Source organism: Buttiauxella cochleicola, assembly GCF_021282435.1.
Lineage (GTDB): Bacteria > Pseudomonadota > Gammaproteobacteria > Enterobacterales > Enterobacteriaceae > Buttiauxella > Buttiauxella massiliensis.
This window is the reverse complement of record NZ_JAJSOT010000001.1, coordinates 674,361-697,757: the sequence shown is the minus strand read 5'-3', so window position 1 is coordinate 697,757 and position 23,397 is coordinate 674,361. Positions and strand designations below refer to the sequence as shown.

Annotated in this window: 24 protein-coding genes; 18 read left to right on the top strand and 6 right to left on the bottom strand. The window is 52.0% G+C overall.

The features are described from left to right. Window positions 1-120 precede the first annotated feature (120 nt). From LVQ77_RS03150 to LVQ77_RS03125, 6 genes are all read left to right on the top strand, one after another. Window positions 121-1,560: a circularly permuted type 2 ATP-grasp protein gene (locus LVQ77_RS03150; protein WP_232903935.1), complete on the top strand. Its 1,440-nt coding sequence runs from the start codon at window positions 121-123 to the stop codon at window positions 1,558-1,560. Beyond that, complete coding sequence (locus LVQ77_RS03145; RefSeq protein ID WP_232903647.1) at window positions 1,554-2,483, top strand: alpha-E domain-containing protein; 930 nt, start codon at window positions 1,554-1,556, stop codon at window positions 2,481-2,483. The genes LVQ77_RS03150 and LVQ77_RS03145 overlap by 7 nt, the downstream gene beginning before the upstream one ends. After that, on the top strand, window positions 2,480-3,280 hold the full coding sequence (locus tag LVQ77_RS03140) for a transglutaminase family protein (protein WP_232864502.1): 801 nt from the start codon (window positions 2,480-2,482) through the stop codon (window positions 3,278-3,280). The genes LVQ77_RS03145 and LVQ77_RS03140 overlap by 4 nt, the downstream gene beginning before the upstream one ends. Before the next feature lie 19 nt (window positions 3,281-3,299). Further along, the gene (locus LVQ77_RS03135; protein ID WP_232903646.1) at window positions 3,300-4,010 is read left to right on the top strand and encodes a proteasome-type protease; all 711 of its coding nucleotides are present in this window, start codon (window positions 3,300-3,302) and stop codon (window positions 4,008-4,010) included. A 105-nt stretch (window positions 4,011-4,115) separates the two neighbouring features. After that, window positions 4,116-5,516, top strand: a complete 1,401-nt coding sequence (locus tag LVQ77_RS03130) for an aldehyde dehydrogenase family protein (protein ID WP_232903645.1) — start codon at window positions 4,116-4,118, stop codon at window positions 5,514-5,516. Between the two features lies 1 nt (window position 5,517). Continuing rightward, a complete protein-coding gene (locus LVQ77_RS03125; RefSeq protein WP_232903644.1) occupies window positions 5,518-6,462 on the top strand; it encodes an AraC family transcriptional regulator in 945 nt (314 codons plus the stop codon). Here the strand turns inward: LVQ77_RS03125 and tam are convergent. Next, window positions 6,452-7,213, bottom strand: coding sequence for a trans-aconitate 2-methyltransferase (tam, locus tag LVQ77_RS03120; RefSeq protein WP_232903643.1), 762 nt, complete (start codon window positions 7,211-7,213; stop codon window positions 6,452-6,454). The genes LVQ77_RS03125 and tam overlap by 11 nt on opposite strands. Before the next feature lie 118 nt (window positions 7,214-7,331). On the opposite strand from tam, the gene LVQ77_RS03115 reads away from it, so the two are divergent. After that, the gene (locus tag LVQ77_RS03115; protein ID WP_232903642.1) at window positions 7,332-8,351 is read left to right on the top strand and encodes a DUF2157 domain-containing protein; all 1,020 of its coding nucleotides are present in this window, start codon (window positions 7,332-7,334) and stop codon (window positions 8,349-8,351) included. A 50-nt stretch (window positions 8,352-8,401) separates the two neighbouring features. On the opposite strand, the gene LVQ77_RS03110 is transcribed toward LVQ77_RS03115, so the two are convergent. Next, window positions 8,402-8,809: a GFA family protein gene (locus LVQ77_RS03110; protein ID WP_232903641.1), complete on the bottom strand. Its 408-nt coding sequence runs from the start codon at window positions 8,807-8,809 to the stop codon at window positions 8,402-8,404. Between the two features lie 138 nt (window positions 8,810-8,947). Between LVQ77_RS03110 and LVQ77_RS03105 the strand changes: the two genes are divergently transcribed. Then, window positions 8,948-9,241 carry a hypothetical protein gene (locus tag LVQ77_RS03105; RefSeq protein ID WP_064518695.1) on the top strand — a complete coding sequence of 98 codons (294 nt, stop codon included), beginning with the start codon at window positions 8,948-8,950 and terminating at the stop codon, window positions 9,239-9,241. A 52-nt stretch (window positions 9,242-9,293) separates the two neighbouring features. Here LVQ77_RS03105 and LVQ77_RS03100 read toward each other — a convergent pair whose 3' ends face one another. Further along, window positions 9,294-9,656, bottom strand: coding sequence for an RcnB family protein (locus LVQ77_RS03100; protein ID WP_232864508.1), 363 nt, complete (start codon window positions 9,654-9,656; stop codon window positions 9,294-9,296). 53 nt (window positions 9,657-9,709) lie between these two features. Beyond that, a complete protein-coding gene (gene ftrA, locus LVQ77_RS03095) occupies window positions 9,710-10,744 on the bottom strand; it encodes a transcriptional regulator FtrA (RefSeq protein ID WP_232903934.1) in 1,035 nt (344 codons plus the stop codon). Window positions 10,745-10,809: 65 nt separating this feature from the next. On the opposite strand from ftrA, the gene LVQ77_RS03090 reads away from it, so the two are divergent. Both LVQ77_RS03090 and LVQ77_RS03085 read left to right on the top strand, forming a co-directional pair. Next, window positions 10,810-11,199: a rhodanese-like domain-containing protein gene (locus tag LVQ77_RS03090; RefSeq protein WP_151993391.1), complete on the top strand. Its 390-nt coding sequence runs from the start codon at window positions 10,810-10,812 to the stop codon at window positions 11,197-11,199. Between the two features lie 78 nt (window positions 11,200-11,277). Then, window positions 11,278-11,781, top strand: coding sequence for a DUF1993 domain-containing protein (locus LVQ77_RS03085; protein WP_134182823.1), 504 nt, complete (start codon window positions 11,278-11,280; stop codon window positions 11,779-11,781). 150 nt (window positions 11,782-11,931) lie between these two features. Here the strand turns inward: LVQ77_RS03085 and LVQ77_RS03080 are convergent, their stop codons facing one another. Beyond that, window positions 11,932-12,849 (bottom strand): bestrophin family protein, encoded by a 918-nt coding sequence (locus tag LVQ77_RS03080; protein WP_232903640.1) that lies wholly within the window; start codon window positions 12,847-12,849, stop codon window positions 11,932-11,934. Between the two features lie 240 nt (window positions 12,850-13,089). Between LVQ77_RS03080 and LVQ77_RS03075 the strand changes: the two genes are divergently transcribed. From LVQ77_RS03075 to LVQ77_RS03055, 5 genes are all read left to right on the top strand, one after another. Next, the gene (locus tag LVQ77_RS03075; protein WP_232903639.1) at window positions 13,090-14,202 is read left to right on the top strand and encodes a cobalamin-independent methionine synthase II family protein; all 1,113 of its coding nucleotides are present in this window, start codon (window positions 13,090-13,092) and stop codon (window positions 14,200-14,202) included. 484 nt (window positions 14,203-14,686) lie between these two features. After that, entirely contained in the window at window positions 14,687-16,048 is a 1,362-nt protein-coding gene (locus LVQ77_RS03070; protein ID WP_232903638.1) for an MFS transporter, read from the top strand. Window positions 16,049-16,061: 13 nt separating this feature from the next. Further along, window positions 16,062-17,042: a PDR/VanB family oxidoreductase gene (locus LVQ77_RS03065; protein WP_232903637.1), complete on the top strand. Its 981-nt coding sequence runs from the start codon at window positions 16,062-16,064 to the stop codon at window positions 17,040-17,042. An 8-nt stretch (window positions 17,043-17,050) separates the two neighbouring features. Then, window positions 17,051-18,190, top strand: coding sequence for a Rieske 2Fe-2S domain-containing protein (locus tag LVQ77_RS03060; protein ID WP_232903636.1), 1,140 nt, complete (start codon window positions 17,051-17,053; stop codon window positions 18,188-18,190). Window positions 18,191-18,233: 43 nt separating this feature from the next. Next, window positions 18,234-19,490, top strand: a complete 1,257-nt coding sequence (locus LVQ77_RS03055) for a gallate dioxygenase (RefSeq protein ID WP_232903635.1) — start codon at window positions 18,234-18,236, stop codon at window positions 19,488-19,490. Here the strand turns inward: LVQ77_RS03055 and LVQ77_RS03050 are convergent. Next, the gene (locus LVQ77_RS03050; RefSeq protein WP_232903634.1) at window positions 19,466-20,734 is read right to left on the bottom strand and encodes a LysR family transcriptional regulator; all 1,269 of its coding nucleotides are present in this window, start codon (window positions 20,732-20,734) and stop codon (window positions 19,466-19,468) included. The genes LVQ77_RS03055 and LVQ77_RS03050 overlap by 25 nt on opposite strands. A 131-nt stretch (window positions 20,735-20,865) precedes the next feature. Between LVQ77_RS03050 and galB the strand changes: the two genes are divergently transcribed. Genes galB through LVQ77_RS03035 form a run of 3 tightly spaced genes read left to right on the top strand, consistent with a single transcriptional unit; the run spans window position 20,866 to window position 23,397 of the window. Further along, window positions 20,866-21,606: a 4-oxalmesaconate hydratase gene (gene galB / locus LVQ77_RS03045; protein ID WP_232903633.1), complete on the top strand. Its 741-nt coding sequence runs from the start codon at window positions 20,866-20,868 to the stop codon at window positions 21,604-21,606. Further along, window positions 21,603-22,313 carry a 4-carboxy-4-hydroxy-2-oxoadipate aldolase/oxaloacetate decarboxylase gene (locus LVQ77_RS03040; protein WP_120064284.1) on the top strand — a complete coding sequence of 237 codons (711 nt, stop codon included), beginning with the start codon at window positions 21,603-21,605 and terminating at the stop codon, window positions 22,311-22,313. Before galB ends, LVQ77_RS03040 begins: the two co-directional genes overlap by 4 nt. A 1-nt stretch (window position 22,314) precedes the next feature. Beyond that, the gene (locus tag LVQ77_RS03035) at window positions 22,315-23,397 is read left to right on the top strand and encodes a 4-oxalomesaconate tautomerase (RefSeq protein WP_232903632.1); all 1,083 of its coding nucleotides are present in this window, start codon (window positions 22,315-22,317) and stop codon (window positions 23,395-23,397) included.

The window sequence follows — 23,397 nt, the reverse complement described above, 5'->3', positions numbered from 1 at the left end:
TTTTGCCCGCGCCTTTTGCCACTAAATCGCGCAAATCCCCCCGCAAAATGCACTAAAACTGACATGGCATATTTCCTGCTTAAATCATGAAACGGCTACATGACATTAAGCGAGGGAATTATGATCAATATGGACCCTGGTGCTGCGTCTTTTTTTGATGAAATGTTTGCGCTCGACGGCAATCATCGTGGCCATTACGGCAATTACTGGAACTGGCTACAGCGTGCCGACAGTTCGGCGGTAATGCGCAAGAAACAGGAAGCGGCGCTGCTGTTTCACCGCGTCGGGATTACTTTTAACGTTTATGGCGACGAAGACGGAGCCGAGCGTTTAATTCCTTTTGATAGCGTGCCGCGCATCATTCCCGCCACGGAATGGGCAATGCTCGATGCCGGGATTCGCCAGCGCGTGCAGGCGCTAAACCTCTTTTTGCACGATATCTATCACGATCAAAATATCCTCAAAGCGGGCGTGATCCCGGCTGAACAAGTGCTGGCAAACGATCAGTATCAGCCGTGTATGCAGGGCATTAATCTGCATCGCGATATTTACGCGCACATCATTGGCGTGGATATGGTGCGCGGCGGTGACGGGCAATATTACGTGCTGGAAGACAACCTGCGCACGCCATCCGGCGTTTCCTACATGCTGGAAAACCGCAAAATGATGATGCGGCTATACCCTGAATTATTTGCTCAACAGCGCATTCGCCCGGTCGAACGTTACCCTTCGCACCTGCTGCAAACCCTGCGGGAAAGCTCGCCGGTTAATGACCCGACCGTCGTCGTTCTCACGCCTGGCCGCTTTAACAGCGCCTATTTTGAACACAGTTTCCTGGCGCAACAAATGGGCGTCGAGCTGGTGGAAAGCGCTGATTTGTTTGTCAAAGAGGGTGCGGTGTTTATGCGCACTACGCTTGGGCCATGCAAAGTCGATGTGATTTACCGCCGGGTGGACGATGCGTTTCTCGACCCGCTGGCGTTTCGCCCGGATTCGATGCTCGGCGTGCCGGGTTTGCTGTCGGTGTACCGCACTGGCGGCGTGGTGCTGGCGAATGCGATTGGCACCGGCGTGGCCGACGACAAATCCATTTACCCGTATGTGCCCGCCATGATCCGTTTTTATCTCTCCGAAGAACCGATTCTGAATAACGTGCCAACCTGGCAGTGTCGCCATGCGGATCAACTCGGTTACGTGCTATCGCGCCTTGAGCAAATGGTGGTGAAAGAGGTTCACGGCGCAGGCGGTTACGGCATGTTGATTGGCCCGGCGGCCAGCAAAGCGGAAATCGAAGCCTTCCGTGCGGTGCTCAAAGCTCGCCCGCAAAACTATATCGCCCAGGACACGCTGGCGCTGTCAACATGCCCGACGTTTGTCGAAGAAGGGTTGGCACCGCGCCATATCGATCTGCGCCCGTTCGCATTGTATGGCGCTGAAACGCGTTTAATCGCAGGCGGCTTAACGCGTGTGGCGCTCAAAAAAGGCTCGCTGGTGGTGAACTCATCGCAAGGCGGCGGCACCAAAGACACCTGGGTTCTGGAGGACGACACATCATGCTAAGCCGCACCGCCAGTGAACTGTATTGGATGGCTCGTTATCTGGAACGCGCCGAAAACATTGCCCGCGTATTAGACGTCACCAACCGTTTATCAATGATGCCATTTCGCGAAACCGGGCATCAGGATTTGCAGGTGCCGCTGAATTTAACCGGCAGCGGGGCGGCGTACTGGGAGTATTACCAGCAACTCACCATGCCGGGGATTTTCGACTACTTTGCGTTAGATACGCGCAACTCGAGCAGCATTTATAGCTGCTTTCAGTCGGCCTGGGAGAACGCCCATGCGGTTCGCGGCAGCTTGTCATCAGAAGTGTGGGAAAGCATCAACTCGGCGTGGATTGAGATGAAACGGCTGCGCAAAGAGGGCGTGAACAGCAGCAATGCCGATGACTTTTTTGACTGGGTGAAAGAGCGTTCGCACCTGTTTCGCGGGGCGATGTTTGGCACCATGCTGCGCAACGATGCAATGTCGTTTATCCGCATCGGCACATTACTGGAACGCGCCGACAGCACCGCGCGTTTATTGGGCGTGAAAAACCAACTGCTGGATAACGACCCGGACGCGGTGCGCGAGCATTACCGCATGGACACATTGCTGCGGGCGGTGAGTGCGCGCGAGGCGTATCACAGTATCTACAAGCAGCAACTGGTGCGCGAAATGGTGGCTGATTTGCTGATATTACGTAGCGAAAGCCCGCGTTCTTTGCGGTCGTGCATCGAAGAAGTGGTCAACCAACTGGAGCTGATCGGCGGCCACAGCGCCAACGCTCCACGTCGCCTGGCGCATGTTCTGCATGCCGAGCTACGCTTTAGCACATTGGATGACGTCATAGATTCCGGCCTGCAACCCTGGCTGACGCGCTTTTTAAGCCAGGTTAACGCGATTTCCGAAAGCATCCAATACACCTATCTGGAGGCACAATGAGACTGACAATCGAACACAGCACGCACTACAGCTATGACGAGTTGGTTAAGCACAGCACGCAATATTTGCGCCTCACGCCGCAGGAATCGCTGCATCAGCACATTATTTCCTGGGAGCTGGCGCTACCGGAAGAGGCGGTACAAACCACCGATGCTTTTGGCAATATTCTGCATGTTTTGACGCTCGACCGCCCGCATCAGTCGATCAGCATTAAAGCCACGGGCGTGGTGGAAATTGCCGAAGGTGAAGCGCTGGACGATGGCACTCACGAAGCACTTTCGCCGCTGGTGTGGTTGCGCCATACGCCGTTAACGCAACCGGATGGCGCGATTCTGGCCTTTGCCAATCTGCACTGGCGCGAATCCGCGCCGCTGGAAAGCCTGACAGTAATGATGGGTGAAGTGCTGGAACGCATGCCCTATACACCGGGCGGAACCGACGTTAAAGACAGCGCCGCGCAAGCATTCGAGGCTGGCGTGGGCGTTTGCCAGGATCACGCGCATGTGTTTGTCGCCTGTTGCCGCAGCCTGAATATCCCGGCGCGTTACATCAGCGGTTATCTCTACACGCCGGACAGCGCGCATGTGGCGATGCATGCATGGGTTGAAGCGCTGGTAGAAGGGCGCTGGCGCAGTTTTGATATCACCAACAATACGCGCAACACCTGCCACCACCTGAAGCTGGCGGTGGGGTTTGATTATCTCGATGCCTGCCCGGTGCGCGGCGTGCGCATTGGCGGTGGCGACGAAGGGATGGAAACGGTGGCGGCGGTGCAGCGCATGCAGGGCCAGCAATAACTCACATCAGGAATCAACCATGACCTACTGCGTTGCCATGCGCTTAGCCAGCGGCATGATTTTTGTCAGCGACTCGCGCACTAACGCGGGCGTTGACCACATCTCAACGTTCAAAAAACTGCATGTCTTCCAGCGTGGCGATGACCGCACGCTGATTATGCAAAGTGCCGGTAATCTGGCGACCACTCAAAGCGTCATCAACCTGTTGCAGCACCGCGCACAAGACGCCACCACGCAAAATCTCTACACCGTCAGCTCACTTTACGACGCCGCCGTTCTGGTGGGGCAAACCTTAAAAGAGGTGATTGCGCGTGACGGCGCAGATTTCACCGCCACCTTTATTCTCGGCGGGCAAATTCACGGCGAATCCATGCGCCTGTTCCACATTTATGCCGAAGGGAATTTCATCGAAGCGACCAGCGACACGCCGTATTTCCAGATTGGCGAAAGCAAATACGGCAAACCGATCATCGACCGGATTGTGAGTTACGACACCAGTCTGGAACAGGCGGTGCAGTGCGCGTTGATTTCCATGGACTCGACGCTCAACTCGAACTTATCCGTCGGCCTGCCGCTGGATGTGATGATGTATCACGCCGAAACTTTTGATGATTCACAACAATACGCCATCACTGCGCAACATGAGTATTTCAGCGAGATTCGCAATATGTGGGGCAGTTGCCTGCGCTCGGTATTTGACCAGTTGCCACCGCTGCGGCTGAGGGGCTAAACGAGGATATTTGCAGGATTGTGCAATCATCTGACAGCATTGCTCTAAAGGAAAAATTAGCCTCCAGGCGACACTAAACCGGTCAAAACACACCTGGAGCGCAACATGAAAACCATCAATAAAATCTATATTAACGGCCAGTTTGTTATCCCGCACGGTGAAGAAACCATCGACCTGATTAATCCGACTAACGAAGAGAAAATGGCCGAGGTTCAACTGGCTGATGTGGACGATACGCGCCTCGCCATTGCCGCCGCGAAAGCTGCATTCCCGGCGATGCGTCTATCAACGCGTGAACAGCGCATGGCCTGGCTGCAACAATTGCATGATGCGCTAAAAGCTCGCGAAGCCGAGCTTATCGACACCATGGTTGAAGAGTATGGTTGCCCGCGATCCTTTGCAGAAAGTACCGTTCAACGTTCTTACCTCGGTTTTTTACAAATGCGCGATATTCTTGCCCACTATGCTTTTGAAACCCGCGTCGGCGGCGCAAACGTGGTGATGGAGCCACACGGTGTTGTCGGCCTGATCACGCCGTGGAACGCTAATTACGGTTTTATTGCGGGCAAACTCTCAACGGTGATTGCCTCGGGTTCAACCGCCGTCATCAAACCCAGCGAACTGAGCGCCCAACAAACGGCGCTGATCACCGAATGTTTGCATGCCGCGGGCTTGCCGGATGGCGTAATTAACATTGTGACCGGGCGTGGCGACGTGGTGGGAGCGGAAATGACCCGTCATCCTGATATCGCGAAAATTTCGTTTACCGGCTCAACCGTTGTTGGCAAAACCATTGCTCGTGGCGCGGTGGATACGCTCAAACGTGTGACGCTGGAATTGGGCGGGAAGTCAGCCAATGTGCTGCTTGATGATGCCGATCTGGAACGGGCGATTCCGCTCGCGTTACAGGTGATGTCGTGGAACAGCGGCCAGGCGTGCATTGCAGGCACCCGATTGCTGGTGGCGGAAAGCCAACTCGAGGCGGTGAAAGCGCAACTACGCAAACATATTTCGCAACTGATCCCGGGCGAAAACATCGGTGCTTCGGTGACGGCGCAGCAGTTTCAACGCGTGCAGGAATATATCCGCAAGGGCATAGAAGAAGGTGCTGAATTACTGTGTGGTGGCGAAGGGCGCGCAGAAGGTTTCGAACGCGGTTACTATGTCAAACCGACTGTTTTTGTTAATGTTCGCAACGATATGACTATCGCCCAGCAAGAGATTTTTGGCCCGGTGTTATCAGTAATCACTTATAAAGATGACGCCGAGGCTGTGGCAATCGCCAACGACACGATTTACGGCTTGCAAGCTTATGTGAGCGGCAAAGATGCGGCGCGTACCGCAGCGGTGGCGAACCAGTTAATTGCCGGGCGGGTGTTTGTAAACGGGGTTTATGACGAACCGAATGCGCCGTTTGGCGGCTTTAAACAATCAGGGCTTGGGCGCGAGTTTGGCACTTACGGGCTGGAAGGGTATCTTGAACCGAAAGCCATTATGGGGCAGTGATATGCCAGAAGCAGTGAATATTCAGCGGCCTCAGGGCCGCATTTTAGCGGAGCTCTGCCAGCGGGTGGCGGAACATTATCAGCGTAGTGGCTCGTCGGAACGCGATTTTGTGACGGCGTTGCCTTGGCTGAGTTTTGTGCGCATGCCTGAGCCGACCGTGCTCAATCGCGGCATGTTGCAACCCTCGATGTGCATCGTGTTGCAAGGGCGCAAAAAGATGTTAATCGGTGACAACGTCACTGAATATGGACCGGGCAGTTATTCGCTGGCGGCAGTCGACATGCCGGTTTCCGGGCAGGTCACGCAAGCATCCGAATCCGCGCCTTATTATGGTTTGCGTATCGATCTGGACAGCAAAGAAATCGCCGACTTAATCGTTTCTTTGCAAATCACCCTGCCAGAAAAACAGCAAGAAGCGGCGAATGTCGGAGCCTGGGTCACGCAATCAGATGAAGCGTTGCAGGATGCCTTTTTACGGCTGGTGAAAGTGTTGGATACCCCTGATGATTTACCGGTGATGTCTAAACTGATTAAGCAGGAAATTCTTTATCGCCTGGTGACATCGCCATCAGGTGCGACGTTCTGGAAACAGACGCTCTCCTGGAACCAGGGCAAAGGTGCGGGGGAAGCTCTGGCTTGGATTAAGCGCCATTTCGCTGAGCCGCTAAAAATTGATGAACTGGCAAAGCGTGTCGGCATGAGTACTTCAAGCCTGCATCATCGCTTTAAAGCCCTGACCGTGATGAGCCCGTTGCAATATCAAAAGCAGGTCCGCCTGCTCGAAGCCAGGCGGTTGTTGCTCAGTGGCGGCCAGGATGTGGCGAATGTCGCCTGGCAAGTAGGCTATGAATCGCCGTCGCAGTTTAACCGTGAATATCGTCGTTCGTTTGGCGCAGCGCCTTTGCAGGATGTCGAAACGCTACGCCAGATGGGCGTTACGCTATAGTTTTTCTTGCCACAATAAACAGGCGTGGGAACAGCATCAGCACGTTGCCATCGTGTCGCGGTGGATAGGCCTGTTGCAACAACTGGTGGTAACGTTCAAGAAACGCCTCCTGCTGGATAGCGTCCAGGTTTGCGAGATAAGGCCGTAAACCGGTAGAGCTCAGCCATTCAATAATCGCCTGCGCTGACGGCATGACGTGGAAATAGGTTGTACGCCAGATATCCACCGTACAGCCCGACTGCGCCAGCAAATCGTAATACTGTTGTGCAGGTAGCAACGCTTCTCGCCCGGAGTCAGGGCTTCCCAATTCAGCAGCGACCTGGCGCATTAATGTATGCGTTGGCTCCTGCCAGTTATCCGGCATTTGCACCGCTAATACTCCATTTTCGGCAAGCTGTGCAGCCAGGTGGGGAAACAGCTCAGGATGGTTGCTTACCCACTGCAATGACGCGTTAGCATAGATAACATCTGGCTTTATCGCGGGCGTCCAGGATGTCACATCTGCTTGTTCAAACTGGCAATTGGGCAGGGCGCTGCGAGCTTTTTCCAGCATCGCAGGAGAGCTATCGATGCCGGTCACAGTTGCATTCGGGAAGGCCTGGTGCAGTAAAGCGGTACTGTTGCCCGGTCCGCAGCCTAAATCTGCAATATGTTTTGCTTCGGGGTGTTGAATGCGAGCGGCGAGTTCTGCTGCCGGGCGCGTACGTTCAGCTGCAAACTGCAAGTAAAGGGCGGGGTTCCAGTCCTGCATAGGTTTCTCCAGTGACTTAATTGCATTAAGCGTAGTGATGAATTAAGAAATTGTGCATGGTTTAGAATCTGATTAATTACTGTAACGTAGTGACTAAACTCAGGTAAGGAAAACCGCTATGAAAGTGACTCGCAAACAGGAAAAGATCGTCAAGCGCACACTGGAGGGCTGGCGTAAGGAAGGGGTGATTGATGCCCCAGAACAGCAGCGTTTGCAACAAAACCTCTCGGTTCAGATGTTCGACTGGCAACGAATGAGCCGCTATGCATTCTGGATAGCGCTGGCCTGCTTCATTATCGCAATGGGCAGCCTGGTTGCTGATGAATATTTGATGGCGTTGCTATTTAATTTTAGCTACCTCACGCGTGCGGTCATTTTGTTGCTTATCGCAATCGCCTTTTATTGCTGGGGATTCTACCGCCAGAGAAAGACGCCGGATAAACGCTACAGCAATGAGGCCATTTTGTTCCTGGGCGTATTGTTCACCGCACTATTTTTATGGCAGCTCGGCATGGCGCTGGATACCGGCAGCGGCAACGTCGCACCACTCTTTTTACTCGGCTGCGCGATTTACGGCGTCATTGGCTATTTGAGCCGTTCCGGGCTTATCTGGCTATTCTGTTTATTGGCGCTGGGCAGTTATTTCGGCACGTCAACAGGTTACGCTTCCGGTTGGGGTGCTTACTGGCTCGGTATGAACTACCCAATTCGTTTTGTATTATTCGGCGGGGTATTACTCGCGGCATGTTACCTGCTTAAAAAACCTTTACTGCAACGTAACGTGTTTGCAGTCAGCAAAGCGATGGGGCTGCTGTATCTGTTTATCGCCTTGTGGATTTTGTCGATCTTTGGCAATTACGATTTGGATATCTGGCAAAGTGTGCGCCAGATTGAGCTGTTGCACTGGTCATTGCTGTTCGCCCTGGCGGCAGGTGCATGTATCTGGATTAGCCTGAAAACAGACGATGGCATGCTGCGCGGATTCGGTCTAACGTTCCTCGGTATTAACCTCTACACCCGCTATTTCGAGATGTTCTGGGACGATACCAATAAAGTGATTTTCTTCCTGCTGCTCGCCATCTCGCTGGCCCTTGTCGGGCGCTATGCCGAGAAGATTTGGCGGCTGGGGGAGAAGTGACATTCGCCTGGCGGGTAAGCACAACATTACCCGCCAGCGAGCCGCACAGATCATTCAGGTGTAAAAGTCAGATACCCGGCCACGCCACCGCCGCCATCTTTCGGGTGATGGACGCCATCCATCACCGTGACTTTCGGGAAATCGAAAGGTGAAACGCCTTCAATGCAGGCGACATTAACGCCATATTGCTCAGGGTTTGAGCGGCGCTGGTGAAAAGTATAAATCCCGCATACGGAACAGAAGAAATGCACCGCCGCTCCGGTGTTAAAACGATACTCGGTGAGTTTATCCTGCCCTTTAGTAATCTTAATCCCCGACAACGGAGCAGAGACAGCAACCGCGCCGCGCATACGGCAAAATGAACAGTTACAGCGGCGGATAGTGTTAAAACCATCGCTAAGCTCGACGGTAAAAGCGACAGCACCACAATGACATTGAGCAGAAACTTTTTGTTGCATAGCCCACCTCAGTCCAGATTTTTAATTCTCCTGAGTTTAGTGGTTAACTGAGTCTTGTCATTACGCTCAGGCTGTCTTTTCGCGTCATCTTTTGCGAGGATAGCGCGGAATTTACAGCTATCAACAAAAGGTAACGATATGGCTAAGCATCCAACGGGTAAATATTTGCGCGCCCCAATTACATCCAACGATAAAAATCTGCTGATTTACGTGGTGCGTGGCTCGAAAATTGACGATATGCCACCTGATGAAGATGAGGATTATCCGGGCGATATGCAGATGTTGATGCCACAGTTATCTAAAGATTTTGATGCGGAATTAAACGAAGCGCTCGACGAGTGCGAGTCCGGTGATGTGATTGTCTTTATGTGTACGACGGATATGATTTTTGAGCACGCTTACTCGAAGATTAAAGCTATGCTGCGCGCTTAATTAACGCCTGTTTGAAAACCAAACCCCGGTGCGATGACCGGGGTTTGTTCTGTTAGTGGCCGTAAAAAATCTCACCTTTCATGGCACGCACAATTTTGCCTTCCGCGTCGGTAATCAACACGTAATTCCCGCCCATGTATGTCCAGTGGCTTCCCGCCTCTGGTGCTGGCAGGTGCCTGATTTGCCAGGCATCAATGCGGTACTCCTTGGTGCGATACAAATCCGGTACGATGTCGCCAATTTTATATGGCTTGTAATCGGCATGAAATTCTTGAATTTCAAACGAGGACGCTGGCTGTGGAGCGGCTGGCGCAGGTGCGACAGCAGGCGCATCAGCTGCTTGAGCAGTCATCGCCAATGGCAAAGAACCGGCCATCAGGGCCACAGAAAAAACAAACACCTTCAATTTACGCATATCTTCTCCAGATACATTCATCTGCTAACTTTCAAATAATGCCGTTATCTCTATCACGTTGTTTCACTGGTGATAATCAATTTTTCGTTACTTGAAGTAAATGACTTGCGGTATGCGGCGGGTGTGGTGGAGAACTTAGCGCGGAAATGGTGGCGCAGGGTTGCCGCACTGCCAAATCCAACACGTTCGGCAATTTCATCAATGGAGAGTGTGCTGATTTCCAGTAAATCCCGACAGCGTGCCAGGCGCATATTCAGCAGCCAGCGTGCGGGCGTGGTGCCGGTTGTTGCGGCAAAACGGCGTAAAAATGTTCTCGGACTCATGCCGGTAAACACCGCCAGCGACTCTACAGAGTGTTCATCAGCCAGATGGATTTGCAGATAATCGAACAGTGGGCTTAGACGCTTGCTCTCATAGGCAACTGGAATAGGTTGCTCGATAAACTGAGCCTGCCCGCCAACGCGATGAGGGGGGACGACCAGGCGACGCGCCACGCTGTTTGCGGCAGCCTGGCCGTAATCACGCCGCACCAGATGCAAACTCAAATCGATACCGGCGGCGCTTCCGGCAGAGGTCAGCACCGATCCGTTATCGATATATAACACATCTGGCATCACCTGAATGGCAGGATAGCGTTGCTGAAGTTTTTCAGTATAACGCCAGTGGGTTGAGGCTTGTAACCCATCGAGCAGGCCGCTGGCTGCCAGCACGAATACGCCTGAGCATATCGACATAATCCGCGCCCCGCGTGAATGTGCCGTGCGTAACGCTTCGCACAATTGTGGTGGAACCGGCTCGTCGACACCTCGCCAGCCGGGCACAATAATCGTTCCGGCGTCTTCCAACAAAGAAAGACCACCATCGACCGTCAGTCGGATACCGCCGGTCGCTCTAAGCTCGCCAGGTTCGATTCCTGCGACTGCAAACCGATACCAGTTATCACCCATTTCCGGACGCGGCAGGCCAAACACTTCAACAACGACACCAAATTCAAAGGTACACAGACCGTCATATGCCAGCGCAACAACTAGAGGGTTTTGCAAAGGGGAATCCCGAACGATTGTCATGATCTTCACGTTATCTGTCATTTCTGCCATACGTCAAGCTACACGCTGCGCTCTATAGTGAGATCTCACCATCATGAGGAGTATTTATGAGTTACGTTACTGACTATCCAGCCGCCGCCCCAGAAATCGCCGCTGCTCATTTTCTCCAGCGTTTGTGTCTCGAAACAGACTGCGATGATGTCCATAGCGCGATGAAAGATGAAGATATGGATTTTGTTCTGCTGCATGTGGTCGGCTCCCCGGAAGCATTCACCCGTCGCCATATTCCGGGCGCGTTGCATTTGCGTCATCGTGATATGTCGGCTGAACGCATGGCCGAATGGCCCGCCGATACCTTATTCGTGGTTTATTGCGCCGGGCCACATTGCAACGGTGCGGATCGCGCAGCGTTAAAACTGGCGCGTCTGGGCCGTCCGGTGAAAATTATGATAGGTGGAATCACCGGTTGGGCAGATGAAGGATTTAGCTTTGCCTGAGCCGTGAATTTGCTATCCGCAGGGCGCTAACAGGGTGTAATCTTTGCCTCAAATTTGTCATATCTAAAGGAAGCCACAATGTCGATTTACAGTGAAACCAATGCGCAGTTCATCCTGGGTCTAAGCAACCTGTCTGCAATCCTTGAGAAAGCGGCTAACTGGGCGAAAGAGAACGGCAAAACGGAAGAGAGCCTGCTGACTGCATCACTGGCGGAAGATATGTATCCGTTGGTGCGTCAGGTGCAAATTACCACCGATATGGCTAAACGTGCCGTTGCTCGCCTGGCAGGTGTTGATGCTCCGGTGATGGAAGATAACGAAACCACTATTGAACAGCTTCAGACCCGTATCAAAGCAACGGTTGAGTTCATGAAAGGCATTAGCGATGAGCAACTTGCTGGCGACGACGAGCGCCCAATTGTTGTGATGGCTCGTGAACACGAATTGCGTTTCACCGCTCGTAACTACGTGTACAAATTCGCTACGCCGAACTTCTATTTCCACTTCACTACCGCTTACGACATCTTGCGTCAGGCGGGGGTGCCGTTAGGTAAGCGTGATTTTGTCGGCCCAATCTTCTAAGCCGCTTTACCCGTCATACTTCAAGCTGCAGGGGTGTTGGCTGCACTCACAAACCCCAGTCACTTACTCAAGTAAGCTCCTGGGGATTTGCTCTCTTGCCGCCTACCTGCAACTTGAATTATTTAGGGTATGCATGAATAAATAGTGCGCCTAGCTCAGCCGATAATAGCGATTCGGGCGCAACTTCTCAGGCAGTTCTTCCCTCTCATCCATATCCTGCAAATCCCGCTCAATAGTGTTGCAAATTGCATCCAGCGGCAGGTCGTTGTCTTCGGTGCCAAACGGCTCTTCCAGCTCTTCAGCCAGCGTATCAAGCGAAATAAAGGTATATGAAACAAATACCGACAAGAACGGTGTCATGTAGTGTAGGTCGGTGACCAAAGCGAACGGCAGCATGATGCAGAACAGGTAAACGGTGCGGTGCAAAATCAGCGTGTAGGCAAACGGCAACGGAGTGTTGGCAATACGCTCGCAACCACCGGCAACCGCGGAAAGATCGTTCAGATGATGATTCAGGCTGCTCCACACTACATCGGAAATCAGGCCCTGTTTACGCTTATCGGCGAGCCAGTCACCCATCAGCAAGAGTATGCGGTTACAGGGTGCGTGGCTTTTCATCACCCACTGTAATTCATCGGCAGTTAAGAATTTTTTCAGCGTCTCTTCCATCGGGCGCTTACGCAATGTGAGCCTGAGTGCGTGGCAAAAGGCAATCTGCAAATTCACAAACGACGTAATCTGACTCTGGTTTTCACCCAACAGACTTTTTGTCTCGCGCAAAAACGAACGCTGAGTAATCGCCAGTTGCCCCCACAAGGTGCGAGCCTCGTTAAAGCGTGCGTAACAGACGCTGTTTCTGAACCCGAGAAAAATCGCTATCGCCACACCAAGAATACTAAAGGGGGCTGTAGTCAGCTTAATGCCGAGGGTTTCATACCAGGGGAGAAAGAAAATGACGCTTATGGAAAGCGCGAGGTTCAGTAATAGGCGTGAATAGATTTTTTGTAGAACCGAACCATGCCAGACAAATAAGCGAATAAACCAGTGTTGATGCGGGCGAACAATCATAATCGGGAGGCTCAAAAACAGGACGTCATATTAGACGGCAAAGTGTGATGTAGATCAACTTGCAATTCACATTGCCTTAACAACATGAATTATTTTCAATAACCATGAAAGATCTTCGTTTGTCCTCATGTTCAGCATCTGCCATTCTCAATCACACAAATAGCCGTCCAGATGGCTAAATATTCAAATAATGAATTATCACCTGACTAAATTAATTAGCCGGGTTAGCGGAGAAAACACATGCCACAGTCAACACTACATCGCGCTCCATTCCGTGCCGACATCGTCGGTAGCTTCTTACGTCCAGCCACTATCAAAAATGCTCGCCTCGCGTTTGCTGCAGGTGAAATCGATGCCAGTCAGTTGCGCATAGTTGAAGATGATGCAATTCGTGCTTCGGTCGAGCAGCAGTGTGCTTGCGGTCTGCATGTGGTGACAGATGGCGAGTTCCGTCGGGCGTGGTGGCATTTTGATTTCTTCGACGGCCTGCAAGGTGTGGAACGTTATGAATCAGAGCAGGGTATCCAGTTTAATGGGGTACAGACCAAGGCGCATAGCGTGCGTGTGGTGGGTAAACTCGGGTTTGGTTCGCACCCAATGCTGGAAGATTTCCGTTATCTGAAAAGTATCAGCGGCAACGCGGTGCCAAAAATGACTATTCCAAGCCCAAGCGTGCTGCATTTCCGTGGCGGCCGCAATGCTATCGACAGTAATGTATACCCTGATTTAAAAGAGTATTTTGACGATCTGGCGACGACATGGCGTGATGCGATTCAGGCTTTTTACGCTGCCGGTTGCCGCTATCTGCAACTTGATGACACCGTTTGGGCTTATCTGTGTTCCGATGCACAACGTAAAGAGATCCGCGAGCGTGGAGATGACCCAGACCAACTGGCGCAAATCTATGCTCAGGTACTGAATAAAGCGCTGGAGGGAAAGCCGGATGATTTGGTTATCGGCCTGCATGTTTGTCGCGGAAACTTCCGTTCCACGTGGATTTCAGAGGGTGGCTACGAGCCAGTTGCTGAAGTGTTATTCGGCAGCGTCAATGTGGATGCATTCTTCCTTGAATACGATAACGACCGTTCCGGTGATTTTGCACCGCTGCGCTTTGTGCGTCCGGGTCATCAGCAGGTCGTGTTAGGTTTGATCACCACCAAAAATGGTGAGTTGGAAAACCCGGAGTTGATTCAGGCGCGAATTAACGAAGCGGCACAATATGTCGATATCAGCCAAATCTGCCTCAGCCCACAGTGCGGCTTTGCCTCAACAGAAGAGGGTAACAGTCTGACGCCTGAACAGCAGTGGGACAAAGTGCGCCTGGTGACGGAACTTGCCGAAAAGGTTTGGTAAAACGGTGATTGTGTCGGATGTTGCTGACGCGAGATTCGACACAATTACATCTTACAGTCAGCTATGAGCGAACTATAGTCATTCGTACCCTGAGAATTACACTTTGAAGTGATTCAGGGTAGTTCGCTGAAGATGCACACCAATATCATGAGTAGTTCGGAAGTGTCCAAATTTTCATGGCTATTCACTTAGTTAATCATGTTCCCCGCAAAAACTATAATTCCTCTGTATGCAGGTCTCACGCTAGAGACTGGCTTCAACTATCTGATTTATTTGATTATATCTGACATGTTTAACTCGCTTTTTTATTATTGAAAATTGTTGTAAACCTCACAGTATAAATAAAACTCATATCTCTAAAATTTTTTCAGCCCACGAGCCTGACAGTGTTGCTTTACCTTAAACAGACCCTACACGACAAACCGCTCAGTCCCTTCAAGTGGCGGTAATCGCAACACGATCATAAAAACAGGCGAACAACGTTATGAGTATTTCAAATAATGTAGACGTTAAAGCATGGATAGATTCACGGCCCATTACTGGCTATCAATGGCTGGTCGTGGCGGCAGGGTTGCTGATCATCATGTTTGACGGCTATGACACCGCAATCATGGGCTTTATTGTACCGGAACTGTTGGCGAAGTGGGGTTTGAGCCGTGCGGAGATAGGCCCTGTACTCGGTTGTGCCATGTTTGGCGTGGCACTTGGAGCGCTGATCACCGGGCCTTTGGCTGATCGCTATGGGCGCAAACGTTTGTTGCTGCTTTCCGTTGCTGTTTTTGCACTTTTTAGCCTGCTGTCGGCATTTTCCTCCTCCCCGCAAGAACTGGCGTTGATGCGTTTTATCACAGGTCTAGGGCTTGGTGCAGCTATGCCAAATTGTGTCACGCTGATCGCTGAATATATTCCTGCTCGTCGTCAGGGGGTGATGATCACCTTAATGTACAGCGGATTCAGTATCGGCTCGGGCATTGCAGGTTTCATTGCGGCCTGGATGATACCGGCATGGGGCTGGGAATCTGTGCTGATCTTTGGCGGCATTATCCCGCTGGTGCTTTTACCATTGCTGCTGTGGTTCTTGCCGGAATCCCCTATGTTTATGGTGGCTCGTCATTTCCCATCAGAAAAAATCGCGGCCACTTTGCAGCGCATGGGCGGGGCGTTCACCGCAGAAACGCAGTTTTTCCTGATTAACCCCGTCGTAGAAAAATCATCACGCGTGAAACAACTGTTCACGCCGAGCTATGCGTGGGGCACGGTTGTGTTGTGGCTGACCTATTTCATGGGGCTGTTTGTGATTTACATGCTCAATGGTTGGTTGCCAACGGTGCTGCGTGACGGCGGAATTAACCTGCAACATGCCGCGATAATTACGGGTGTCTTCCAGCTTGGTGGTATTGGCGGCGGCATCATTGTGGGCTCGCTGATGGATCGCATGTCGCGTAAAAAAGTGATAGGCGCATTTTATCTACTTGGTAGTCTCAGTTTATTAACGCTTGGTATGTTCAATTTTTCCCCTTTAATGCTCGGCTTGTTCGTGTTTATCAGTGGCGTATGTATTAACGGTGCACAGACTGGCATGCAAGCCTTTGCACCAGCGTTCTACCCAACGGGGATTCGTGCAACAGGAGTCAGTTGGATGCATGGAATCGGTCGTACCGGGGCGATTCTCAGCACCACGACGGGTGGTTTGCTTATCGGTCTGTTTGCCGGGCCAGGCGCTATCTTTTACATCCTCTCGCTACCGGCGTTGTTAGCAATGCTGGTGGTGATTAATCATCGTGATGGCCGTGCGCAAACCGTTAGCGGAAGTGATTTCGTTGCAGCGACCCGTGAAATGAAATAAACGGAGAAACGAGATGGCATTTAAACAAATAGAAGTGGAGGTGGTCGCGGTTCGTGAGCTCACTCCCTCCATCCGCGAGTATCAGCTGGCGACACCAGACAAAACGCCGCTACCGGAATACACAGCAGGCGCACATATCACGCTGTTTCTTGATAACCATGAAGGCGGCCTGTTTGTCCGGCATTACTCTTTGCTCGGTGGTGATGGTATCAGTGACGATGCCCGTCATCTTTACCGCATTGCTGTTCAGCGGGAGCAACAGGGAACGGTCTCCTGCTGGATACATCAGCATTTGCTACCTGGCTGCCGGCTTCGTGTCTCGGTGCCCGTAAATGCTTTCGCACTGGAAAGAACCACACAGCCGGTATTGTTGATTGCCGGAGGCATAGGCATCACGCCGATATTTTCGATGATGCGCAGCCTGATGAAACGCCAGAAGCCATTCTCATTGCTTTACTGCGGGCGTACCGCGGCATCAATGGCTTTTCACGATGACATCTCCAGCCTGATCCCTGGCCGTGTGCGTTTTCATTACAGCCAAAAAGCCGGGCGAATTGATTTGCATGCACTGCTGGGAACGCTGGCACCAGAGACAGCCCTCTATATTTGTGGCCCTTCATCGTTGATTGACGGCGTATGCGCCGCGGCTCGTGAACGTAATTTCCCGCAAGAGAATCTGCACTATGAATGTTTTGCCCCAGCGGTAATGTCAGAAAACCAGCCATTTGAGGTTGAGCTTAAACGCTCTGGTCGCATCATTCCGATTGCCCGCAATACCAGCATTCTTGATGCGCTGAATGCCGTAAAAGTGGATGTGCTTTGGGATTGTCGCCGGGGTGAATGCGGGCTTTGTGAGCAAACAGTGATTTCTGCCGATGGGCCGCTGGTGCACCAGGATCAATACCTCAGCGAAGAGGAAAAACAGTCTGGTGAGTCAATATGTATCTGTGTCTCACGGTTACGCGGAAAACGTTTAGTGCTTGATTTGCAATAGGGTAAATTATGAATCATTCATTTGATATGGTTATTGATCATCCAAGACATCCCTTTGAGGATGATACGTTTAGCGCGGGTGGATTCGCTGATCACAGCACGCCGCTTATCCGTAATTGTTGGTATGTTGCAGCACTCAGTCATGAAGTTTCTCGCGAGATAATCAGCCGCCGCTTTCTGGGGACGGATGTTGCGCTTTACCGCACTCTTGCGGGGGAACCTGTGGCGGTACGTAACCGCTGTCCACACCGTTCGTTTCCGCTGGCAAAAGGCAAACTGGATGGTGACACGTTGGTCTGTGGTTACCATGGGATGCAGTTCAATACGAGCGGGCGTTGCGTCAATTTACCGTCGATGGCCAACGTGCCGAGCAATGCGCAGGTGCGAACTTTCGAAGTCGTAGAACGGGCACCGCTGATTTGGATCTGGATGGGTGACCCCGACAGCGCCGACCCCGCGACTATTCCTGACACGCATTGGTTGAGTAGCCCGGAGTGGAAAAGTGTTAATGGCCAGTTCAGCTTTAAATCTGACTACATTTCCATGCACGAAAACTTGCTCGATCAGACGCATTTCCCGTTCTTGCATCCTGGTGCGATAGGCACACCGGAATATGCCCGTTCGAAGCTGAAAGTGCGCCAGGAAGGGAATGTAGTCATTATTGACCGCGTATTGAAAAACTCGCCGCCGCCAGGCGTCTATGCCATTCCAACCGGGTTAACGGGAATACCGGTTGATCGTTATTCAGAAGCTCGTTTCCAGTCGCCCGCTATGCACGTTGCCTTTGCCCGTATCGTTGATACCTCGAAAGGCGCGGGCCGGGACATCACTTACCGCTTCAACATTTCGCACATTTTCACCCCGGAAACCAATGGCAGCATTCATTACTGGTGGTTCTGTACGCGTGATTTTGACCTACAAAACACCGCCACTGATGAGCACTTATATGTTTCGTCAGCCAAGGCTTATACCGAAGATGTCGACGCGCTTGAGTGGATACTCGACGTTGTTCGCAAAGATAGCGAACCGCAGTTCGATCTTAACTTTGCGCCGGACCGTCCGGGATTGATGATGCGCCGCATCCTGCATGATTTAGCGGTGGCTGAAGCAGGGTGGACGCCAGATTGCATGCAGCAGTGCCAAAAATAATCTAATAAAAACATCCTAATTAACGATACGTGGAGTAGACATCATGGCAAAAATTATTGGCGGACTAGCCGTTTCACATACGCCAACCATCGGCTTCGCGGTCGACCACAACAAACAAAAAGAGCAGGCATGGGAGCCTATATTCTCAAGTTTTGAGCCGATGCAGCGTTGGCTAGCCGAGAAAAAACCAGATGTGCTGCTGTATGTGTTTAACGACCATGTCACGTCGTTTTTCTTCGACCATTACTCCACTTTCGCGCTGGGTATCGACGACGAATATCAGGTTGCGGATGAAGGCGGCGGCCCTCGTGATTTACCGCCGGTAAAAGGCCATGCGGCACTCTCACGCCATATAGGCACCAGCCTGATGAGCGATGAGTTTGATATGAGCTTCTTTATGAATAAGCCGCTCGATCATGGTCTTTTCTCACCATTGTCAGCGCTGTTACCTTCGCAGGGTGGTTGGCCGACGCAAGTGGTGCCGCTGCAAATAGGTGTGCTGCAATTTCCTATCCCCAGCGCTCGCCGCTGTTACAAGCTTGGCCAGGCTTTGCGTAGAGCAATTGAAAGTTTCCCGGAAGATCTTACTGTGGCGCTGGTGGCAACAGGCGGGTTGTCGCATCAGGTACACGGTGAACGTTGCGGATTTAATAATCCTGACTGGGATGCCCAGTTTGTTGATGCGCTGGCAAACGATCCTGAAAGCCTGGCACAAATGACCGTGGCGGAATATGCCCAGTTAGGCGGAATGGAAGGGGCGGAAGTGATTATGTGGCTGGTGATGCGTGGCGCATTGTCGGCAAACGTGGCGGTAACGCACCAGTCCTATTATTTGCCGTCAATGACCGGTATCGCGACGCTGATTCTGGAAAACCATGCCCGTACCTTACCCGTCGATACCGCCGCCCGCCATCGTGCTCACATTGCTCAGGAACTGGCGGGAGTGGAGCAACTGGAAGGCACATATCCCTTTACGCAACAACGCAGCCTAAATGCGCTGCGCCTGAACAGTTTCTTACACAAATTGGTCCAGCCAGAATGGCGTGCCCGTTATCGCCAACAGCCGGAACAACTCTACCAGCAAGAAGGGCTTACGGACCAGGAACAGCAGATGTTGCGAGACCGCGACTGGCGCAAACTGATTCAGTATGGCGCGAGCTTTTTCCTGCTGGAAAAATTCGGTGCCGTAACGGGTGTTTCAAACCTGCACATTTATGCCGCGATGCGTGGTATGTCACTGGATGATTTTCAGAAAACGCGCAATCAGCAGGTGATTTATTCCGTTGCAGGCAAAGAGTAACTCTCGGTTTTCTGCTGTGCAGGCTGGTACTTACTCACCACGTCACGGATGGCCTGCAACAACGCCTGCGCGGCAGGAGAATGCAGCGCCCCCTGGCGCCAGGTAAGCCCAATGGCCCGGTGAGTATCCGGCAACTCGACCGGCAATTTTACCAGTACGTCAGCTGCCAGCTCATACTCAAGCTGGTGGCTGGAAATCGCCGTTATCATCTCCGAATTCAGCAACAGATTACGCGCAATCGCCAGATCACCTGTTTCCACTAGTGGCTGGGGTTCAGCAATTCCCAATTGTACAAATGCTTGGCTTAACAGTTTGCGGGCTGGCGTGGCTGCGCGTGGCAAAATCCATTGTGCCGCAGCCAGTTGTTGCATGCTGACGGTACCCCGAGATAACGGATGATCGCGTCGGGCAAGAATAACCATCTCTTCGGTAAACAACGCTTCGTTGGTGATGTCTGCCACACCATCGCGCAGCGCCCCAAAAATAAAATCGACATTGCCTGCACGTAATTCCGAAATCAGCGCAGTGAATGCGCTTTCATTGGTTATCACGTTCACGCCCGGATAGCGCGCCAGCAGGCTGAGAATAGCTTCTGGTAGCAAGCGCGTACGGCCTAGCGGCAGCGCCCCAATATGCACCGTGCCGCGTAAAATCCCCCGGCGGGCGGCAATATCTGCTGGAATATGGCGTAATTCATTCAATGTCCGACTGATATTACTGGCAATTTCCTGCCCTCCGCGGGTTGGCATCATTCCTTTTGGCGTGCGCTGGAACAGCGCTAAACCCGCGCCTTTTTCCAGTATTTTCAATGCAGCACTGACGGCAGGCTGGCTGACATGAAACATGTCAGCCACTGTCTGGGTGTGATGCACCTGAAACAGCGCCATAAAGACTTCAAGACGACGGGTGTTATACAGCCAGATGGGTTCGGCAAGTTCACGTCCGGCGATCTCTTTCCCCCTGACGTTGGCGATAATTTTCGGAATAGCGCACAGCTCATCAATAGCTTGTCGTGCGCGCGGCAAAATACATTTTCCAAATTCGGTTAATAACATTCCGCTGGCATGCCGCTCGAATAATTTTAACGACAAACTGTGTTCTAAATCACGAATTGAACGAGTGATTGCGGATTGTGTGCGAAATAAATTATCCGCCGCGCGGGAAACGGTACCGTGAGCCGCAACCTGACAGAAGGCTCTGATTTGCATGATATTAATCATTTCACAGGAGGGTTTTTTTTTCATGCTTTCGCCATTTATCCAGAGCCGATGAATAAACAACATAAATAAAAATCATACCTCAGGCAATTAAACTGATTACCCGCCCTGAATAACGCATGACAGTATTTACTCATACGCACAACAAGGAACCCAACATGACAAATAATACAGCAACAAAAACGGGGTTAGTGGTCAGCGCACATTCAGCAGACTTCGTCTGGCGAGCAGGCGGTGCCATCGCATTACACACATCACGCGGTTACAACATGCATGTTGTGTGTCTCTCTTTTGGCGAACGCGGTGAATCGGCAAAGCTATGGCGTAAAGGTGAGATGACGGAAGAAAACGTCAAAGCCGTACGCAAAGAAGAAGCGATGGCGGCTGCGGAAGTGTTGGGGGCCAGCATTGAATTTTTTGATATGGGCGATTACCCACTGCGCGCGGATAAAGACTCGTTATTCCGCCTGGCAGATGTTTACCGCCGTGTTCAGCCACACTTTGTTCTAAGCCATTCACTGCACGATCCTTATAACTACGACCACCCGCTGGCAACACATTTGGCGCAGGAAGCACGCATTATCGCCCAGGCTGAAGGGTATCGCCCTGGTGAGCCGATTATCGGCGCACCGCCAGTTTACTGTTTTGAACCGCACCAACCCGAGCAGTGCAACTGGAAGCCTGATGTACTGCTGGACATTACCTCTGTGTGGGAGAAAAAGTATCAGGCTATTCAATGCATGGCGGGCCAGGAGCATCTTTGGGAATACTACACGCGTGTCGCTTTACAGCGCGGAGTCCAGGCAAAACGTAACATCGGTATTACTGCGGCGAAAACGCTCACTCATGCCGAAGGGTTCCAGAGCATCTTCCCGCGCGTGACGGAGGATTTGTCATGAACCTGATTAATAAAAGTGGTCTTGTGGTGCGCAATATTCCACGCAGTGATGTTTCCCAGTTTGAGTTATGGCGCAGATTGGGTGTCGCGACGGTACATGAAGCTCAAGGTCGCAAAGGGCTACTGGATAGCGCTATCCGCCCTGTTCAGCAGGGGAAAGCTATCGCGGGGAATGCGGTCACTGTGCTGGTAACACCTGGTGATAACTGGATGTTCCATGTGGCTGTCGAGCAATGTCGCCCCGGTGATGTGCTGGTTGTTGCGCCAACCTCACCTTGCCGCGATGGTTTCTTTGGCGACTTACTGGCAACGTCGCTGAAAGCGCGCGGTGTCGTCGGGCTGATTGGCGATATTGGCATCCGGGATAGTCATATATTACGTGAGATGGATTTCCGCGTTTGGTCCCGGGCCGTCTGTGCCCAGGGAACGGTGAAAGAAACGCTCGGTTCGGTGAATGTGCCCATTCTTTGTGCCGGTCAGGTGATTTATCCAGGCGATGTCGTTGTCGCAGATGATGACGGCGTCGTGGTGGTGCCATTTATCGATGCCTTGCCAGTGCTGGAAAATGCACTCAAACGTGAAACCCTGGAAGAGGGCAAACGCCAGCGCCTGGCTGACGGTGAGTTAGGATTGGATATTTATCATATGCGCCAACGGCTAGCGGAAAAGGGCCTTCGCTACATCGATACTCTTGATGAGTTGAATTGAAATGAAACAGCGCAAAATCCCTTGTTTGTATATGCGCGGAGGCACGTCGAAAGCGGCCTGTTTTCTGGCTTCCGATTTACCCAATGATCCGGCAGTCCGCGATAGCGTGTTATTAGCTGTGATGGGATCACCGGACCCTCGGCAAATTGATGGCCTTGGCGGTGCCGATCCCTTGACCAGCAAAATAGCAATTATTCAGCCATCTTCACGCGAAGGCGTAGATGTTGATTATCTGTTTGCTCAAGTGAATGTGAATTCCGCAGTTGTGGATTATGGGCAAAACTGCGGCAACATCCTCGCAGCGGTAGGGCCATTTGCCATTGAACGCGGGCTTATCGCGCCACAGGAAGGGAACACACAAGTCAGTATCTACATGGAAAACACCGGGAAAATTGCCCGCGCAATTATCCCAACTACAACCGAAGGCGTGGAATATGAGGGGGAATTACGCATAGATGGTGTTCCTGGTAGTGCTGCGGAAATTGTTCTGAAGTTCCAGGATATTGCAGGTTCAAGCTGCGGTGCATTACTGCCCACTGGCAATGCCCAGGATTACGTCGACGGCATTTCTGTTACCTGTATTGATAACGGCATGCCCGTGATACTGATGCGTGCTAAAGATCTGCAACGCAGTGGTTATGAAAGCCGAGAAGCGCTGGATGACGATTCAGAACTGAAAAAAAAGATTGAGTCCATTCGCTTGCAGATGGGGCCGAAAATGCATCTTGGTGATGTCACTCACCGCACCGTTCCGAAAATGACATTACTGGCAGAGCCGCGCAACGGCGGCGCTATCTCCAGCCGTACTTTTATACCGCATCGTTGCCATGCGTCAGTGGGGGTGCTCGGTGCAGTCAGTATTGCTACTGCTTGCCTTATTCCCAACACCGTAGCTGAAGGAGTGGCGCGAATCAGCGATACCCCATCACAGCGCGTCAGTGTTGAACATCCCACTGGAGAATTCAGCGTGTTGTTACAGCTTGAAGGGCAACATATTGCGGGTTGCGGTCTGCTGCGCACTGCCCGCCTGATTTTTGAAGGGCAAGTGGCTATCTCAGGCACGATCTGGCCTCAGGACATGTAA

Excerpts from the sequence above, each read along its gene's own strand:
- LVQ77_RS03150 (WP_232903935.1), top strand. The coding sequence starts at position 121 with ATGATCAATATGGACCCTGGTGCTGCGTCTTTTTTTGATGAAATGTTT.
- LVQ77_RS03145 (WP_232903647.1), top strand. The coding sequence starts at position 1,554 with ATGCTAAGCCGCACCGCCAGTGAACTGTATTGGATGGCTCGTTATCTG.
- LVQ77_RS03140 (WP_232864502.1), top strand. The coding sequence starts at position 2,480 with ATGAGACTGACAATCGAACACAGCACGCACTACAGCTATGACGAGTTG.
- LVQ77_RS03135 (WP_232903646.1), top strand. The coding sequence starts at position 3,300 with ATGACCTACTGCGTTGCCATGCGCTTAGCCAGCGGCATGATTTTTGTC.
- LVQ77_RS03130 (WP_232903645.1), top strand. The coding sequence starts at position 4,116 with ATGAAAACCATCAATAAAATCTATATTAACGGCCAGTTTGTTATCCCG.
- LVQ77_RS03125 (WP_232903644.1), top strand. The coding sequence starts at position 5,518 with ATGCCAGAAGCAGTGAATATTCAGCGGCCTCAGGGCCGCATTTTAGCG.
- tam (WP_232903643.1), bottom strand. The coding sequence starts at position 7,213 with ATGCAGGACTGGAACCCCGCCCTTTACTTGCAGTTTGCAGCTGAACGT.
- LVQ77_RS03115 (WP_232903642.1), top strand. The coding sequence starts at position 7,332 with ATGAAAGTGACTCGCAAACAGGAAAAGATCGTCAAGCGCACACTGGAG.
- LVQ77_RS03110 (WP_232903641.1), bottom strand. The coding sequence starts at position 8,809 with ATGCAACAAAAAGTTTCTGCTCAATGTCATTGTGGTGCTGTCGCTTTT.
- LVQ77_RS03105 (WP_064518695.1), top strand. The coding sequence starts at position 8,948 with ATGGCTAAGCATCCAACGGGTAAATATTTGCGCGCCCCAATTACATCC.
- LVQ77_RS03100 (WP_232864508.1), bottom strand. The coding sequence starts at position 9,656 with ATGCGTAAATTGAAGGTGTTTGTTTTTTCTGTGGCCCTGATGGCCGGT.
- ftrA (WP_232903934.1), bottom strand. The coding sequence starts at position 10,744 with ATGACAGATAACGTGAAGATCATGACAATCGTTCGGGATTCCCCTTTG.
- LVQ77_RS03090 (WP_151993391.1), top strand. The coding sequence starts at position 10,810 with ATGAGTTACGTTACTGACTATCCAGCCGCCGCCCCAGAAATCGCCGCT.
- LVQ77_RS03085 (WP_134182823.1), top strand. The coding sequence starts at position 11,278 with ATGTCGATTTACAGTGAAACCAATGCGCAGTTCATCCTGGGTCTAAGC.
- LVQ77_RS03080 (WP_232903640.1), bottom strand. The coding sequence starts at position 12,849 with ATGATTGTTCGCCCGCATCAACACTGGTTTATTCGCTTATTTGTCTGG.
- LVQ77_RS03075 (WP_232903639.1), top strand. The coding sequence starts at position 13,090 with ATGCCACAGTCAACACTACATCGCGCTCCATTCCGTGCCGACATCGTC.
- LVQ77_RS03070 (WP_232903638.1), top strand. The coding sequence starts at position 14,687 with ATGAGTATTTCAAATAATGTAGACGTTAAAGCATGGATAGATTCACGG.
- LVQ77_RS03065 (WP_232903637.1), top strand. The coding sequence starts at position 16,062 with ATGGCATTTAAACAAATAGAAGTGGAGGTGGTCGCGGTTCGTGAGCTC.
- LVQ77_RS03060 (WP_232903636.1), top strand. The coding sequence starts at position 17,051 with ATGAATCATTCATTTGATATGGTTATTGATCATCCAAGACATCCCTTT.
- LVQ77_RS03055 (WP_232903635.1), top strand. The coding sequence starts at position 18,234 with ATGGCAAAAATTATTGGCGGACTAGCCGTTTCACATACGCCAACCATC.
- LVQ77_RS03050 (WP_232903634.1), bottom strand. The coding sequence starts at position 20,734 with ATGAAAAAAAAACCCTCCTGTGAAATGATTAATATCATGCAAATCAGA.
- galB (WP_232903633.1), top strand. The coding sequence starts at position 20,866 with ATGACAAATAATACAGCAACAAAAACGGGGTTAGTGGTCAGCGCACAT.
- LVQ77_RS03040 (WP_120064284.1), top strand. The coding sequence starts at position 21,603 with ATGAACCTGATTAATAAAAGTGGTCTTGTGGTGCGCAATATTCCACGC.
- LVQ77_RS03035 (WP_232903632.1), top strand. The coding sequence starts at position 22,315 with ATGAAACAGCGCAAAATCCCTTGTTTGTATATGCGCGGAGGCACGTCG.